Raw genomic sequence first — 14,584 nt, 5'->3', positions numbered from 1 at the left:
TTAGTTCAACATGTAAAAGAATGACACCTCGCTCCGGAAGTTCCCGTAGAGATAATTCTGCGGAGAATCCATGAAGCTTTTGCGCGCGTCCAGGCTCAGGTTCACCTGGCAGCGGCGGAGCAGCGTGGCGGCCACCTGCTGCCGGATGCCGGCCTGGCTCACGACGTTCCTGTTATCGAGGAAAGTGAGGCTGCTGCCGCATTGCAACACTTTCAACAGGCGGTAATGATACCCCGCATCTATGGTGAGCAGGTTACCATAAATAGCCGCATTGCGCACGTCGCGGTTGTAAAATATGTTGGCGGAGATCATCCGTTCGCCGATGGGTATGGTGTGACTGACCTGCGTATTGAGGAACAGGCTCTTCAGGGGACCGGCGGCGGTGAGGTAATGCAATTGCTGCATCCCGAGGGCGGATTGGTTGAAAAAGCGCAGCCCGCCCATTTTCGCGTTCCATTGGGAATTGAAGGAAACCTTCCGGTTCACGAATACTTCGTCGCGGCCATGTTCTCCCGTGGAGCGCATACTGCTCTCATGGATGCGGGCGCCCAGCGTGAGCTTCTTCGACAGGCGGTAACGCCCGTCCAGCGCCAATGTCCGGTTCTTCCACTGGCTACCCGACACGGCGGAGCGGGCCATGTCCCGGAAATCAGTGCGCAACTGCACGCTGGCTTTGTTTTTCAGCCAGGAACGCTTGAGCTGGAGGCCATAGGCCAGCATGCCCCTGCGGGCATACGGGTTCCCGGGGTTGTTGTAGCCGAGGCCGGAATAATTGAAATATACGCTGTGTGTGGTGCCCCAGTCCTGCACCTCGCCGCTGTAGCGAAGGCCTGTGGAAAGCGTCACGAAGAAATCATCGAAGAAATGCGCGATCGCGGCTTTGGATATGGCGGCATGGTCGCCCGTGGGCCCGGCGCCGCCGGTGGAGCTGTTCGATTTGGAGATTTCGAAATCGAGCTTGCCGTAATCGCCGAAGGAAAACTGGTTCGACAGTGCACCGGCGAATATATTCTGTTTGAGGACGCGCACGTCCGGCATGCGGGGATCGCGGCGGGTGTTCGCGTTCACCATCGACACGTGTTGGTGCGCGGCACCCAGTTCTCCCCTGCCCATCCGGAGGAATTGCAGGCTGCTGGACGGAGCGTTCAATCCACCTTCCAGCCCCATATCGTATGGCAGCGCCTGCCGGGTTTTACCGGCTCCCAGCATGAGGAATTTGTCTTTGTTGAGCATCGAGCCGGCGGCACCGGTCATGAACAGGTCGGATACGGAGCCTTTGCTGGCGTTGGCGGCGATGTTGCCCACATTCAGTTCGCGGATCTTGAGGAAGAGGCGCTGCAAGCCGCTCATGGGGATGAGATTACCGGCCATGTCGGCCACGGAAGCGGGATTGTCGATAATTTGATCGATCTGGCCGCGCACCGCGTGCTGGCGGTTCAGCATCGAATTGACGTCCAGGCTGCCGCCGAGCTCTTTTTGCAGCTGTAATAATTGGGAAAGATGCGCGTCCAGGTCTTTTTCAGCGAAACGATGGAGGCTGTCGGCCGCCGCGTTTGCCAAGAGCTGGTTGCGGAGCTGGGCGCTGTCGAAATAGATGAGATCCTCCGGCCGGATGAGCCTGGCGAGGCTGTCGCCCGCACCTGCAAGGGATTTCATGCGGGTATCTGCGAATTGTTTGAGTTGGGATTTGAAATCGATATCGTCGAGGAAATATTTCTTCAGGTCGTAGTTTTTGCGGACGTGGGCCGAGACCTTTTGCAGATACGCCTCCCGGTCGAATTTAAAGTTGCCCAGGTTTTCGCCCGACAAATCGTGACCGAACCGGCTGTATCCCGAAACATTGGCGTATTGGAGATTGACGGGAATGGAGCCAAGTGCGAAACGGTCCCGCACTTCCACGTTAGACCACCATCCGGAGGAATTGCCGGTGGTATCACCGAAAGACGTTTGTGCACCGGCTTTCTGAAGTTTATTCTCCGGTTTGCCAGGGAGCTTGAGCTGGCTCGCGGCGGGATGGTCTTTGACCAGGGCGTAGAAGCCGCGGAGTTTGTTATCGAGGAACTGTTCCATGCGGGCGGAGTCTTTCAGGACGCCGAATCCCTGTTGGAGCTGGTTGAACTTCGCGGTGCCGGAGGAAGCCTGGATGTAAGACAGGAATTGCCCGCGGAGGGGGTCTTTGATATCCTTGAATGCGGGCGATGGCAGTTGGCTGCCGGGAATAGCTGGCAGTTGCCTGGCGTTCGCAGGAAGGCGGTTCAAAGATTCCACGAGGGCTTGCCGGATGAGGGGGCTGCTATTACCAAAACCACTTTTGAGTGAATCTTTGGTAAGGGGTAAACGGGCGGGTACCTGTTGCGCGCGCGCAAAGGTGACCAGACCGAGGCAGCAAACGGCTGCAAACAATCGGTACACAGGCATAAGGACTCCTTAAAAAGTCTTGAAGATGTGGGAATAACTGTCTAATGAAAATCTGCACTCACCGGGTCAACTGGGCAGGGATTCCCCTATTTTACTCATGTCGATCGAACATTTCACATTTCATAGGTGGAAGCGGTTCAATTCTGTTCAAATATAAAAGTAAATTTCAAATTACAAAAACTGTTTTTGCTAACTTTTTTCGCAAGAAGTGAATTGAGGGTGAATGGGTTGATGCGTTCTGATACAAAAATCCCCGTTAAAACTCAGAGCTGCAAATGAAGTGGCAATCCTGTTTTAAATCCAAATCAGCCAGGCAGTTTTCATAACTATTCAGATAATATGTGCACTTACTCCACGACATCAGGACAAAGTATTTGAAAAATCTTTCCCAAAAGTTGGAATCAAGCCTAAAAATCAGGGCCCCTGCTTCGTCGAAACAACCCGCTTCCCTGGCGCCCTTTTCCGTGGTGAACATGACCTGCAAGCCTTCACCCACATTTTCAATATAGTCGAGTCGAAGAAGATCGATCGCAGCACTATCTATCCCGCCTGTCAAACCTACAACATCTCCGGCCAGCCGCCTGAAATCCTGCTCATTGCCCAGCAGACAGAGATTAGGCCCGGTGAAGCCGAAAATCATATTATTTGTGAATTTGAGTTTCATTGCTATTTCGTATAGTCATAAAAATATTTAAACACATTATCAGTCAGTCCAGCGGTATATCTACCGTGTCACTATTAACGTAAGTGCCCATTCACTCTCCGTTTAAATACCATCTATTCAAAAATCGATTATTTACTGGAAGCACTTCATGCCCTTTGAAATGCTCAAAGAACTTTCTCCGATTCAATTCCTTAATTGCATTAATAATTTTACCGGCTGATATTTCATGATAGCCTCCTTCATTTCATATTGGAATTTAATGATTATCAATTATGCAGATCGACTTATCTCCCGACAATCGAAACCCGGAACAATTCCCGCGGAATCCTCAAAGTCACGATATCGCCTACTTCCAGCATCCCAACCTGCTGCGAAAAAATAATGATGCAATCCGGCGAAAGCCGCAGGCATACATCTTCATCCTGATCGATTGATTCCACCCTGCCGCAGATGATGTTGTGCTGCCCATTCCAGTTGATGGAAGGATCGGGATGGCCCTTGCTGATAAAATGCTCGGCAATACTCAATACCACATCAACATCAAACTCGACGCTATATGTACCACCTACTTCGATTCCTGCATCCTGGCACCTGGCTACGCCATTCCCCAGGGGCGAATTGAAAGCGGTGTATCCGTCGGCGATAGCTGTGATCTGAATATTCATAAGGTTAGATGATGCGATAAATTCGGATTAATCATTGGATATATGGTCAATTGCGCAATATAAATATCCCAAAACATCGGCTTCGCCTCCCACCTGACGATCGCTCTTAATGATCAGTTTCAATGCCGGGAATATCGTTTCTTCATGATCGGTCACCCGAGATGCGTCGATCGTCAATAACTTGTTCGACACCTCATCGAACAGGTCGTTAAAAGTAAATCGAACACCGGAAACAGCCACAGTTTCACATTGATGCAGCTCCAGCGATTCCAGCTCATCGTTTGCATTGTACCCGGTAAAAAAATAGTTCGTAGTTCCATTGATGTCGCGGTAGATGTCCCGCCGCTGAACAATAGTAATATCCTCGAACTCAAATTCCAGATCATTAGCCGTAAATCTCTCACCAATCATTTCGCGTACGCTGGCCCTTTCCGTTCCGAAATTTATAGGAATGCCGTTTAGGACAATTTTCTCGCCAGGGAAATATTCAAAATTCATAGGCTAATTACTGGATTGATAGTTTATCATATTGAAACCTTTCAGCTGATAACCTGTTCAAAATCGATCTTATTCAAAGCGGAAAAGATAGCGCCTTTGCCCGGATTGCCAAACCCGGGCTCGAAGAGCCCGGCTAGCGTCATCAGCGCCACGGATTTCCAGTCCTTTGCAACGGCAAAGCCGTCTATTTCTTCTAAGTTGTCATATCGGGCTCCGACAAAATCATCGCCAGCAGGAAATACAATTCCAGTTCCGGCGAGCCGCTCAGCTCCAACTGATACTCGAACGGCGCGAAAAACTTTCGCATGTTCATGTCTGCGAAACCCATTCTTTCGCCATTGAGCCAGAAAGTCCGGACCGGGTTCCTGAGCACCGCATGCTTCACTTCGATCACCCCCTCCGGCACCCGGAACTTCCCTACCCCATTGCCTTCCCGGGCAATGGAATAAGCAGGGTCAAGGTAGGTGATCCGCAACCGCCACGACCAAAGGAACTCCGACAGGCTGGCCGCCATGATGCGCTTTTCGCCCAGGAAGTATTCCGAGCGCAGCACAGTGTCCCACCCGCGCCGGCGGCGGACCGTCAGCAGCAGCACATCTTCCCGGTACACCAGGAAGCTTTCATCAGAGTGGTGCTCCATGTAGAAGTGGGCCATGTTATTGTATCACACTTACAAGAATTATTAAAGACATGGTTATCATAAACAGCAGCAAAGTCTACCATTTCAACCGCTTCACGAGCTGTATCTGCCCTGGCAGCCATGTATCCCGGGGTAATCGGCCAGTAATACCCGGTAATCTATCCGTTTGAACAGCCATAAGAACCCGTAATTGGAAAACGCATCCCACGGGCTGAATGGAATGTCCCGTTCGATGTACCGGTGATATAATTTCCCGATCTCATACCTGAACCACCAGCAACTAAACTTGCTCCCGATAAACGCAAGCCCGCACGAAATCGTCAAAACGGCCTTCAACATGCTATTCGGATAAAACGCGGCTGCCGCAGCCTTCGGTCAGCAAAACGATGCCGGCAACTTCCAGCGCGAACGACACAGCGAACAGCCAGCGGGCTTGCGTGTTTTCCGGGTTTCTGCGCACCTTCCGGAACGTAATGAACCATAGGCCCAGCCCGGCGAGCAACAGAATTAATCCAACGAGTTTAGCACCTGTCAACATGATGATATCCAGTTAAAATGGTAATTTACAGTAAAGCAAACTTCCAGCCCATGCCCGCCGCCAAATCACTCCGCACCTGCCCGAAAGGGCACCGGTACTACAAATCGTCCGACTGCCCCACCTGCCCCCAATGCGAGGCCGAAGCGCGGCCGCACGACGGGTTCCTGGCAGCCTTTTCCGCCCCGGCGCGCCGGGCTTTGCAATCACTTGGCATCGATACACCCGGAAAGCTTTCGAAATATACGCAAAAGGAAATAATGTCGTTGCATGGTATGGGGCCGGCTTCGCTACCTAAAATGAAGGCGGCGCTGCAGGAAAAAGGGCTCGATTTCAAAAAAACTAATTCGCGTATTTGATCAGCCACAATACCCCGTTGCTCCAGAGGCTCACCGTTTTGAACTGAGTGGCCAGCGACACGGAAGTACCGCCATTGATCTTGTCGCTCCCGCTGGCGACTACCGTTACCGCTGCGGCAGACGAGGAAGTTTTCACGATCGAATATTCCCTTCCGCCGCAACTGTTTGCCAGCGGCAGGGTGATCGTTGCCGCTGCAGCATTGTCTACCGCCACGTTGCAATGTTCCTCGGTAAGACTGAGGCTGCCGGTAACCGTGGTGGACCTTGGCGCGAAGGAACCCATCAGCTGCAAAGTGGAATGCGGGACATTGGTAGCGATGCCGACGCGCCCTGCGCCTGTGATCCGCATCCTTTCAGGTTGCTGCGCGCCGTTGATGACAATGCCCGTATGGAATGTAATCCCGCCGCGGGCGGTACTGGCCGTATCTCCACCGCTATGCAGGTTGATCTGGCCACCCCTGGCAGACACTGGCCCTGTTCCTCCGCCGATCAATATCAACGTATCTTCGGAATTGTTCCCGCTGATGACCAGGCCCGACGAATCGCCCCAAATGAGGTCTGTCCGGATGCGGTCCTGAACGGTCAACACCCCTTCACCTGTAAGTTTCATGGCTTCCCGGGTACCGCCATACCACTTGAACCCCGTATTGGCAGCAGCCGTCGGCACACTTTGCCATAAATGCTGGGTTTCCAGGCCATATGCAAATTCCGTATTGGCGGCATTCAAGGCACTGTAAAACACGATTTTTGTACCGTTGCTCCGGGTAGTATAGGCAGGTGGTGCGATGCCCCGGTTCGGGAACACCATGAAATTTCCCGTATTCCCCAACAGGCTCAGCGTCGCAAACTCAACGCCCTGGCCCATGCTAAAGCTTCCCGTAGCGGAAAGATTACTGTAAAAGCTGGAATTACCGATAGGCCCGATCTCCATCCGCTTCACCCACATCGCGCCATTGTTGACGTACATCGCCACCCCGGCAGTATCTCCGCCGGTCAATTGTAGATTCGCGCCACGGGTACCCGTAGTGTCCAGCAGAATAAAGCTGTTCATGAACCCGTTGGATCCGTTGCGGATGACCGAAAAACGGACAGACGTCCTCCCCTCGCCGCTGATATTGAACGAAGCCTGCTGCGGTATGCTCATCCTGTTCAGGATGTATCCTTCCGGCGCTGGCAATGGCGCGAAAAGACGCGTTATTTTCCCGCCTTTTTCAAAACGGAGGCTGTCTCCCGACCGGTAAGCCGTATCAATCCCGACGATGTTCAACGTTCGGAGGTCGATCGTGTCCTGGCCGGCGATGGCCAACCGCGATCCTCCAACATTCAGCAGCTTGAGTTTACGGAATTCCGTACGACCGTTCCCTTTGTTGAACAGATAGCCATTCACCTGGCTCGTACGGTTTTCAAGAATAAGTTCCGCCGTATCGCAGACATTGTAAATCCGGACACTGTCGGCGCGGATCTGGTAAACATTTTGGGCGAAAAGCGGGCAAACAGAACAAAACATCAACAACAGCAGTAACTGTGTTTTCATAGGTAATACTTCGGTTTAGGAATAAATTCTCACGGGGACGGCAAACATCCATTCCCTCGCGCAATATACGATTACTTGCTTTTATGTTATTTGAAAACAACCATCTGGCTCAGGCCCTGATCACGCCCAATTCCAGCTCCGCTTCCGGGATCTTCTTCGTGCGCTCCTTCAGGAACGCGATCACTTCCTCATCCGAAGCGAACCGGTCGCCGATGTTCACGTAATGCCGTGCGAGCTTGTCGTACCGCCGCGTCACCAGCCAAAGGAACACATGCAGGAAATGGATCCCGTCGAACACGATGCCTTCGTTATCGATATACTCCTGCAACGTCTGCCGGAAGTAAACCGGGTGCTCCGTCCAGTGCATGTTGGGTTTCACATGGTGGCTGATATGATAGCCGTCGTTCCAGCATTTATGGTTGTATTTCGTATTGATACAGGTGATGGAGTTTTTGTAATGGTTGCCCGGATCGCTGGCGTCGATAAAGGCATGTTGCGCCCAGTTGCCCATCATCATGATAATACGGGAAATGACGAACGGGATGATGAATACCACCAACGTGGCCGGCCAGTTCACGAAACTCAGCCCCACGCACATGGCGATGAACAAAAACTCCCCGCGCACCGAGCGGTACAGGAGCCGCTTCCGGTTCTTCCGGTAGAAGTAAGTGCACAAATGGTACACCCCCGCAAAGAAAAAGGAACCCAGGTACATCGAAAACCCGCGGAAAGAATCGCGCTGGAACTTCATGGTACTGCTCTCGTCTTCCGGCATGTTGTTTTCCGCATGGTGCATCCCGATATGATGGCTGTAATACGTTTCCGGCGTCTGCCCGAACAACGGTCCCAGCACCCAGGGCAAATAGTGGTTCATGAAACCGTACTCCTTCCTGAAAAACGCCCGGTGCGACGTGCAGTGCAACATCAACCCGAACGGCCCCTTGAACACCGCGTTATTGAACACCAGGTACACCGCAGCAATAATACCCCACAGCCAACCGTCGATAAAAGGCATATACAGCAGCAATGCCGTAATGCCCAGTACCAAAGTGATACGGATAGACAGGTACACGAACGGCAAGTCTCTCGGGTCGCGGATAAAACGCTCGAAAAAACTCGGTTTGGCCGGCTTCGTGTACACCGGATCTGTGATGGCCTGGAGAGTCAGCATAGAAATCGTTGTGGATGAATGAAAAAGATAACCTTTTTTCCTGATAAATCGGCGGATTCCAGCCCTTTAATGGAAAAATAGGCCATTATCGTGCTAAATCAACCATATCAAGCGGCTATCCGAATGTCGGACAAAAAAAATCCCGGCCATCGAAAAATGACCGGGAATATCTCAGTGTGAGAAGAGAATTTCTCCGAAATCCGGAGGATCAGAAGCCATCGCCGCCCATATCGCCTCCACCTTCTTCACCGCCACGTTTCTTTTTATTGAAAATCTTCGCGTCCATCTTCCCGAAGCGCCAGCTCACATTCACCCGCAATTCCCGGGAAACCCGCTTGCGGTACCGCTCGGATTCGGAAAACGAGGTCTTCGTCCAGCTCAAATCCCGGTCTGTATTGAAAATATCGTTGAGCCCCACCATCACGGAAAGGTTCTTCTTCTTTAAAAAATCCTTCTTCAGCCCCAGATCGATCTGGTACTCCGGCGCCTCTTCCCCCTGCGGCAGGATCTGCTTCGATTCGTACTCGCCGGTCACCTGCAACGTGAGGTTCCAGGGCAGTTTCGTGTTGCTGTTGATCTTGCCGAACCAGATAAACCCGCTGTTGTCCAGGTCCTGCGCGCTCACGCTCGTTTGCGCCATGTTCACGTTGGTCGTAATGTCCCAACCCTTCGTCACCTGCGTGCGAACGGTCAGCTCCGCGCCATAGGAATTGCGATGGTCCGCATTGATGGGATAGTTCAGCAGCACCTTGCGCTCCTGCCCGTCCAGCACCAGCGCGGTATCGAGGTAAAAATTCGTGATCGCGTTATTGGTGTTGCGGAAGTATAAAGACGCCAGCACATTGACTTTCCGGTTGAAATCCTTCAAATAAGACAACTCGAAGGAATTCGTGAACTCCGGCGCCAGCGAAGGATTGCCCCTCCGTGCCGAATTCGCATTATACTCGATATTGGGCAGCAGGTCGCGGAACCAGGGCCGCTGGATGCGGCGGCTGTAATTCAATTGCAATTCATGGTCGCCCTTCAGTTTCTGCGACAGGAAAACGCTGGGGAACAGGCTGATGGGATAATCGATTTCGTAAGATGCGCCCTTCACGTTCCGCAATTCGCCGCTATAAAACGACTGTTCCGCCCGCAAACCCGTCTGGAACCCGAAGTTCCCGTATCCACCCGTATAACTTACATACGCCGCATTGATCTGCTCGGTATAACGGTAGTCATTGGAAAGACTGGAATCATACGCGAATTCCCCGCTCGTAAAATCCTTCCCGAAAGTGCTCAGCACATTGTTGAACCGGCGGTTGTTCGACCGCAAGCCCGCTTCCACCTTCGATTTCTCGGTCAGCGGCGTCACGAAATCCACCTGCGCCGTGAGGTACGTGGTATTCCCGCTCCCGGTGCCATACCGCGTTTCCGGCCGGTTCGGCGAATTGCTCGGCTCGCCCGCCAAATCGAAATACTGGAGGCTGTAATCATTGTTGTTCCGGTTGTTGGCACGGTTGTAAGTCACGTCGGCCGTCAGTTCACGGCCTTCTTTGGAGAACGTCCGCTTATAGCCCACCTGCGTGGCGTAGTTCCGGAAATTATGCTTGCTGTCGTTCCGCCCCACCCCGCGCTGGATGCGCTCTTTATTGCCGTTCAGGTCGAAAATCTCCTGTGTGTTGAGGTTATTGAAATCCCCGGCGGTAATGCCCTGGGAAACCGTCAAGGTATTACGGTTGTCGATAAACCAGTCGAACCCGAGCCGCCCGTTCTGGAAACGGCGGCCGAACTCACCGTCCTGGTACTGGTCCATATAGCTCACGTCGTTCCCGTCGATGTTCTTGCGGAACATGTGCTGCTTCATGGGCGAGCGGCGGTCGCGCAGGCTATAGTTCAGGAACAGGTTTATTTTCCCCTGGCGCGCGTTGAGATCGACGCCGGCGTTGGAACTTTTAGTAGTAGAATATCCGCCCTGGATAAGGCCGTTGATGCCGGCTTTCCGGTTCTTTTTCAGTACGATGTTGAGGATGCCGCTCATCCCTTCGGCGTCGTATTTCGCTGAAGGGTTGGTCACCACTTCCACGCTCTGGATCGCATCCGCTGGGATCTGGTCGAGGGTAAGCGTACTGGGGCGGCCGTCGACGAAAATGGTCGGGCTGCCGTTCCGCACGCTCACATTCCCGTCGATGTCCACGTTCACGGATGGCACCTGCCGGAGCACGTCGGTGGCGGTGCCGCCCACGCTGGCGAGGTTCTTTTCGACGTTGAACACGCGTTTATCGATCTCCATCGTGAAAGCCGGCTTCTCGCCCACCACTTCCACGCCTTTCAGCGCCGTGGCCGTGGTTTTGAGGCGCACATTGCCGACGTCGCTGCTCTGGCGGACGGTCACGGGCTTGAAGAACGTCTCGTACCCGATAAAGTAAATTTTCAGGATGTATTTACCCGGCGCAATGTTCCGGAAGTCGAAATCGCCGTTGCCTTTCGACAGCATGCCCGTTACCACAGACGAGTCCGTGGATTTCAGGAGCGCCACCGATGCATATTCAACCGGCTTGCCGGTTTGATCGTCGATCAGTTTGCCGAGTATTTCCGCCTGCTGCTGCTGGTTGCCTTGTTGCTGCTGTGCAAATGCCGCCGTTCCCGCGAACATGCCCAAGCTCCATATCAATAAGCCTAATTTCCTCATCACTATTAAGTCCCGATTTTCAAAGTTATCGTGACAAAATAGGATAATTGTCAGTCAGACATCGATTATTTGGATGAATGGCAACGGGATGTTATTCCCCGGCGTAGAAATCCTTGAAAGCTTCCGGCCGGTATCGCACTTCGGATACATGGAAGTCCATCCCCTCGCCTTTGGGCGACTGGGCATAGAACCCGACCCGCAGCCCCTGTGGCCGGCGGTAGCGGAACGTGCGCAGGATCTGCCACTTTTTGCCGTCTTCGGAGAAGTAAAAACCGTAGATATTGCCCGAGCGGACCACCTTCACATACACTTCCGCGGCATTGACGGCCCGGTGATAGCTGTCGTCGGTGACGCGGTCGGTAATGAGCGAGGAGCCCAGCATGATACGGCCGTCGTCCATCCGTTCCACGAGCAGTTTGGCCCAGTTGGAGGAATCGGTGTAGAGCAGCAGGGCGCCGCCATCGAACAGTGCCTTCGGCTCCGGCCGGACTTTAGCGGAAAAGATGAATTTCTCATCCGCCGCGAAGGTGGCCATGGGTACCTGGTGCACGTAAAAACTGCTGTCTACGAAGGAATACAGGTCGGTATTCCTGTTGGCGTGAAGGATGAAAGCATCGTTCCCCGTGGCTTTCAGGCTCCCCTTGGAGGCGTCGAAAGTGAGTGCGCGGGGCAGTGCTTTAATGCGGAGGGAATCTTCGGATGCAATCGATTCCTGATGAGCGGCAAACGCCGGGAAGGCGAAAGCGGCGACTAGGAGCGTAAAAATGGGTTTCAGCATGGAAAATAGTCAGGTGAGTGAGGAAGACGCGTTACTGCCGCTTCGGTACTATGCATTGTCGATCTTTTTTATGAGATGGTGGTAGCGGCCTCCGGCAAAGGGCATCGTGTATTCGACCTTGAAGCCCATCCTTTCGTAGAGCCGCTGTGCGGCGGGGTTATCGGTGCTCACGAGCAGCCCCGCCTTCCGCAAGCCTTCACCCGCCGCGCGCGCTACCGCTGCGTCGATGAGCTGGCCCCCGATCCCTTTGCCCTGGTTCCCCGGGGCCACGGCGATGCTGTCGAGATAAAACTCGCCCGGCTGCGTTTCGTCTTCCGGACAAACCCCTGCGCCCGTTTGCCAGCGGATGTAGTCGAGCACGGGCTTGCGGAGCTGGTGCAGCTTGCCGCCGTCGTACCCCACGATCATACCGGAAACGCCGTCGCCGGCGTCGTACAGCAATGTATTCTCGAAACTGTACTGGTTGCCCGGCTGGCGGAACAGGTGCTCGAAAATATGGGTCACCACCTGCATGTCGTTGGTACCGGAAATCTTGCGGGCAATGTCTTCCATGGCGAGGAAGAGCAGCTGGATGGCCGCGGGCGCGTCGTTGGGGGTTGCAGGACGTATCATGTCACAAAGTTAACGGGTTTACAGGCAGGGAAGCAACAGGAAAAAGGGCCGGCATGGGCTGCCGGCCCGGGAATATACTGGTCAGACGTTGTAGATATTTTCTATCATGTCTTTGTATTTATCGAGGATCACTTTGCGGCGGAGACTGAGCTTCGGCGTCATTTCCCCGGTATCCACGCCCCATTCGGCAGGCATCAGGGCAAATTTCTTCACCTGCTCCACGTGGTTGAAATTGGCGTTGTAACGGTCCACCGTTTTCTGGAACATATCCAGCACCTGCGGATTCTTCACGGCTTCTTCGTTGGTGGTGAAGGGCACGTTGTTCTGGTTCATCCATTGTTTGAGGAGGGAGAACGAGGGAACGATGAGCGCGCTCACGAATTTGCGCTCGTTGCCCACCACCATGATCTGTTCGATGAAGGGGCTTTCCTTCATTTTGTTCTCGATGGGCTGTGGCGCCACATATTTGCCGCCGCTGGTCTTGAACAGTTCTTTCTTGCGGTCGGTAATCTTGAGGAATTTCCCTTCCACCAAAGTGCCGATATCTCCGGTATGGAGCCAGCCGTCGATCACCGTTTCCGCGGTGAGATCGGGGCGTTTGTAGTAACCTTTCATGACGGATGCGCCGCGCACGCAGATCTCCCCTTCTTCCGTGAACTTGAGCTCCACGCCTTCGAGCACGGGGCCCGTGGTACCGAAGCGCGTCAGCCCCGCCGGGAAGCGGCGGTTCACGCTGATAACGGGACTGTTTTCCGTTGGCCCGTACCCTTCGTACACCGGGATCCCGGCCGCGTTGAAAATGCGCAACAGGCCTTCCGATGCGGCGGCGCCACCGGTAACGATGAACGAGATCTTGCCACCGAGGGCGTCGCGCCATTTATTGAAGATGAGTTTATTGGCGATCGCCAGCTGAATGTTGTACCACATGCCGTTGCTGACCACGTTGTCGTATTTTTTACCCAGGGCCACGGCCCAGAAAAAGAGCCCGCGCTTGATGCCGGTGAGCTCGTTGCCTTTGCTCATGATCTTCTCGTATACCTTTTCCAGGAGGCGGGGCACGGTGGTGAAACCATCGGGCTTCACTTCGCGGAGGTTATCGGCGATCTTGTCCATGCTTTCCGCGTAGTAAATGCTGATGCCGCTGAAAAGATAAATGTAGGTAACGGTTTTCTCGAAGATGTGATTGAGCGGGAGGAAGCTCAGGACGCGGGTTTCCGGCGCATCCGGGAAGGGGAAGCTCGCTTTGGAGAACATGACGTTGGAGACGATGTTCTTATGCGTGAGCATCACGCCTTTGGGCGTGCCCGTGGTGCCGCTGGTATAAATAATGGTGGCGAGATGTTCTTCGGGAATGCCCGCGGCGATCTCTTTCACTTTCGCTTCCAGTTCGGGCGTGGCTTTGGCCGTCACTTCCGACCAGTGCGGAACACCGGGCAGCTGGTCGAACGAATAGATGCCTTTGAGCGAGGGCACTTCGGGCATCAGGTCCCTGATCTTCTCGTACATCTCCTGGTTGCTCACGAAGATGTATTTCACCGCGGAATCGTTCAAAATGAATTTTACTTCGAGCGGATTGGTAGTGGGATAAAGCGGCACCAGTACCGCGCCTGCCTGTTGCACCGCCAGATCGGTAAATATCCATTCCGGACGGTTGTTGGCAATGATGGCGATCTTGTCTGCACCTTCGGCCGTAAAGTCGTTCCCGCCCACGCCCAGCGCCAGGAGCCCTGCGGCCAGGCGTTGCGCATTTTCCTGGACGGCCGCCGTGGAATACGGCTTCCAGTTGCCTTCCACCTTGGAGGCGACCATATCCGGTTTAGGGAATTTTTCCTGCTGGTAAGCTACCGCGTCAAATAATCGTTTTGGCTGTATCATCATGGCCAATATAATAAATTTCACTGGATGAAACAAGTCATCGGCGTGACTAATCGTCACCAATTTCGCCAAGTTGTCACCCCGCCCCTCCCGGCATTTTCCGTACCTTTGTGAACGCTATCCAACCCTTAACCCCGCTGATATTCAAGCCCTCTGCGGCTTTT

General features: G+C 53.6%; 13 protein-coding genes. 1 reads left to right on the top strand and 12 read right to left on the bottom strand.

The annotated features are described in order from the left end of the window. The 6 genes from ACQKLP_RS12925 to ACQKLP_RS12900 all read right to left on the bottom strand — a co-directional run bounded on the left by ACQKLP_RS12925 (window position 1) and on the right by ACQKLP_RS12900 (window position 5,423). Window positions 1–2,268 carry a hypothetical protein gene (locus tag ACQKLP_RS12925; protein WP_427323165.1) on the bottom strand — a complete coding sequence of 756 codons (2,268 nt, stop codon included), beginning with the start codon at window positions 2,266–2,268 and terminating at the stop codon, window positions 1–3. 406 nt (window positions 2,269–2,674) lie between these two features. Beyond that, a complete protein-coding gene (locus tag ACQKLP_RS12920; protein ID WP_427323164.1) occupies window positions 2,675–3,082 on the bottom strand; it encodes a hypothetical protein in 408 nt (135 codons plus the stop codon). 284 nt (window positions 3,083–3,366) lie between these two features. Further along, on the bottom strand, window positions 3,367–3,747 hold the full coding sequence (locus ACQKLP_RS12915; RefSeq protein ID WP_427323163.1) for a hypothetical protein: 381 nt from the start codon (window positions 3,745–3,747) through the stop codon (window positions 3,367–3,369). Window positions 3,748–3,774: 27 nt separating this feature from the next. After that, entirely contained in the window at window positions 3,775–4,245 is a 471-nt protein-coding gene (locus ACQKLP_RS12910) for a hypothetical protein (protein ID WP_427323162.1), read from the bottom strand. Between the two features lie 193 nt (window positions 4,246–4,438). Beyond that, window positions 4,439–4,885 carry a hypothetical protein gene (locus ACQKLP_RS12905; RefSeq protein WP_427323161.1) on the bottom strand — a complete coding sequence of 149 codons (447 nt, stop codon included), beginning with the start codon at window positions 4,883–4,885 and terminating at the stop codon, window positions 4,439–4,441. A gap of 340 nt (window positions 4,886–5,225) precedes the next feature. Then, window positions 5,226–5,423, bottom strand: coding sequence for a hypothetical protein (locus ACQKLP_RS12900; protein ID WP_427323160.1), 198 nt, complete (start codon window positions 5,421–5,423; stop codon window positions 5,226–5,228). 17 nt (window positions 5,424–5,440) lie between these two features. Between ACQKLP_RS12900 and ACQKLP_RS12895 the strand changes: the two genes are divergently transcribed. Next, window positions 5,441–5,779, top strand: coding sequence for an RNA polymerase alpha subunit C-terminal domain-containing protein (locus ACQKLP_RS12895; protein WP_427323159.1), 339 nt, complete (start codon window positions 5,441–5,443; stop codon window positions 5,777–5,779). On the opposite strand, the gene ACQKLP_RS12890 is transcribed toward ACQKLP_RS12895, so the two are convergent. The 6 genes from ACQKLP_RS12890 to ACQKLP_RS12865 form a co-directional block, all read right to left on the bottom strand. Further along, complete coding sequence (locus ACQKLP_RS12890; protein ID WP_427323158.1) at window positions 5,763–7,313, bottom strand: hypothetical protein; 1,551 nt, start codon at window positions 7,311–7,313, stop codon at window positions 5,763–5,765. The genes ACQKLP_RS12895 and ACQKLP_RS12890 overlap by 17 nt on opposite strands. Before the next feature lie 109 nt (window positions 7,314–7,422). Next, window positions 7,423–8,484: a fatty acid desaturase family protein gene (locus ACQKLP_RS12885; protein WP_427323157.1), complete on the bottom strand. Its 1,062-nt coding sequence runs from the start codon at window positions 8,482–8,484 to the stop codon at window positions 7,423–7,425. 208 nt (window positions 8,485–8,692) lie between these two features. Continuing rightward, the gene (locus ACQKLP_RS12880) at window positions 8,693–11,155 is read right to left on the bottom strand and encodes a TonB-dependent receptor domain-containing protein (protein WP_427323156.1); all 2,463 of its coding nucleotides are present in this window, start codon (window positions 11,153–11,155) and stop codon (window positions 8,693–8,695) included. A 91-nt stretch (window positions 11,156–11,246) separates the two neighbouring features. Continuing rightward, complete coding sequence (locus ACQKLP_RS12875) at window positions 11,247–11,933, bottom strand: DUF1349 domain-containing protein (protein WP_427323155.1); 687 nt, start codon at window positions 11,931–11,933, stop codon at window positions 11,247–11,249. Window positions 11,934–11,981: 48 nt separating this feature from the next. Next, window positions 11,982–12,545 carry a GNAT family N-acetyltransferase gene (locus ACQKLP_RS12870; protein WP_427323154.1) on the bottom strand — a complete coding sequence of 188 codons (564 nt, stop codon included), beginning with the start codon at window positions 12,543–12,545 and terminating at the stop codon, window positions 11,982–11,984. An 81-nt stretch (window positions 12,546–12,626) separates the two neighbouring features. Continuing rightward, the gene (locus tag ACQKLP_RS12865; protein ID WP_427323153.1) at window positions 12,627–14,354 is read right to left on the bottom strand and encodes an AMP-dependent synthetase/ligase; all 1,728 of its coding nucleotides are present in this window, start codon (window positions 14,352–14,354) and stop codon (window positions 12,627–12,629) included. Window positions 14,355–14,584: the final 230 nt, after the last annotated feature.

Origin of the sequence: Chitinophaga sp. NPDC101104 (assembly GCF_050277495.1) — a bacterium.
GTDB lineage: Bacteria > Bacteroidota > Bacteroidia > Chitinophagales > Chitinophagaceae > Chitinophaga.
Note: the sequence above shows the minus strand (reverse complement) of the source record. Positions and strands in the feature narration are given on the sequence as shown.

Excerpts from the sequence above, each read along its gene's own strand:
- ACQKLP_RS12920 (WP_427323164.1), bottom strand. The coding sequence starts at position 3,082 with ATGAAACTCAAATTCACAAATAATATGATTTTCGGCTTCACCGGGCCT.
- ACQKLP_RS12885 (WP_427323157.1), bottom strand. The coding sequence starts at position 8,484 with ATGCTGACTCTCCAGGCCATCACAGATCCGGTGTACACGAAGCCGGCC.
- ACQKLP_RS12900 (WP_427323160.1), bottom strand. The coding sequence starts at position 5,423 with ATGTTGACAGGTGCTAAACTCGTTGGATTAATTCTGTTGCTCGCCGGG.
- ACQKLP_RS12905 (WP_427323161.1), bottom strand. The coding sequence starts at position 4,885 with ATGGAGCACCACTCTGATGAAAGCTTCCTGGTGTACCGGGAAGATGTG.
- ACQKLP_RS12865 (WP_427323153.1), bottom strand. The coding sequence starts at position 14,354 with ATGGTCGCCTCCAAGGTGGAAGGCAACTGGAAGCCGTATTCCACGGCG.
- ACQKLP_RS12890 (WP_427323158.1), bottom strand. The coding sequence starts at position 7,313 with ATGAAAACACAGTTACTGCTGTTGTTGATGTTTTGTTCTGTTTGCCCG.
- ACQKLP_RS12880 (WP_427323156.1), bottom strand. The coding sequence starts at position 11,155 with ATGAGGAAATTAGGCTTATTGATATGGAGCTTGGGCATGTTCGCGGGA.
- ACQKLP_RS12915 (WP_427323163.1), bottom strand. The coding sequence starts at position 3,747 with ATGAATATTCAGATCACAGCTATCGCCGACGGATACACCGCTTTCAAT.
- ACQKLP_RS12870 (WP_427323154.1), bottom strand. The coding sequence starts at position 12,545 with ATGATACGTCCTGCAACCCCCAACGACGCGCCCGCGGCCATCCAGCTG.
- ACQKLP_RS12875 (WP_427323155.1), bottom strand. The coding sequence starts at position 11,933 with ATGCTGAAACCCATTTTTACGCTCCTAGTCGCCGCTTTCGCCTTCCCG.
- ACQKLP_RS12910 (WP_427323162.1), bottom strand. The coding sequence starts at position 4,245 with ATGAATTTTGAATATTTCCCTGGCGAGAAAATTGTCCTAAACGGCATT.
- ACQKLP_RS12895 (WP_427323159.1), top strand. The coding sequence starts at position 5,441 with ATGGTAATTTACAGTAAAGCAAACTTCCAGCCCATGCCCGCCGCCAAA.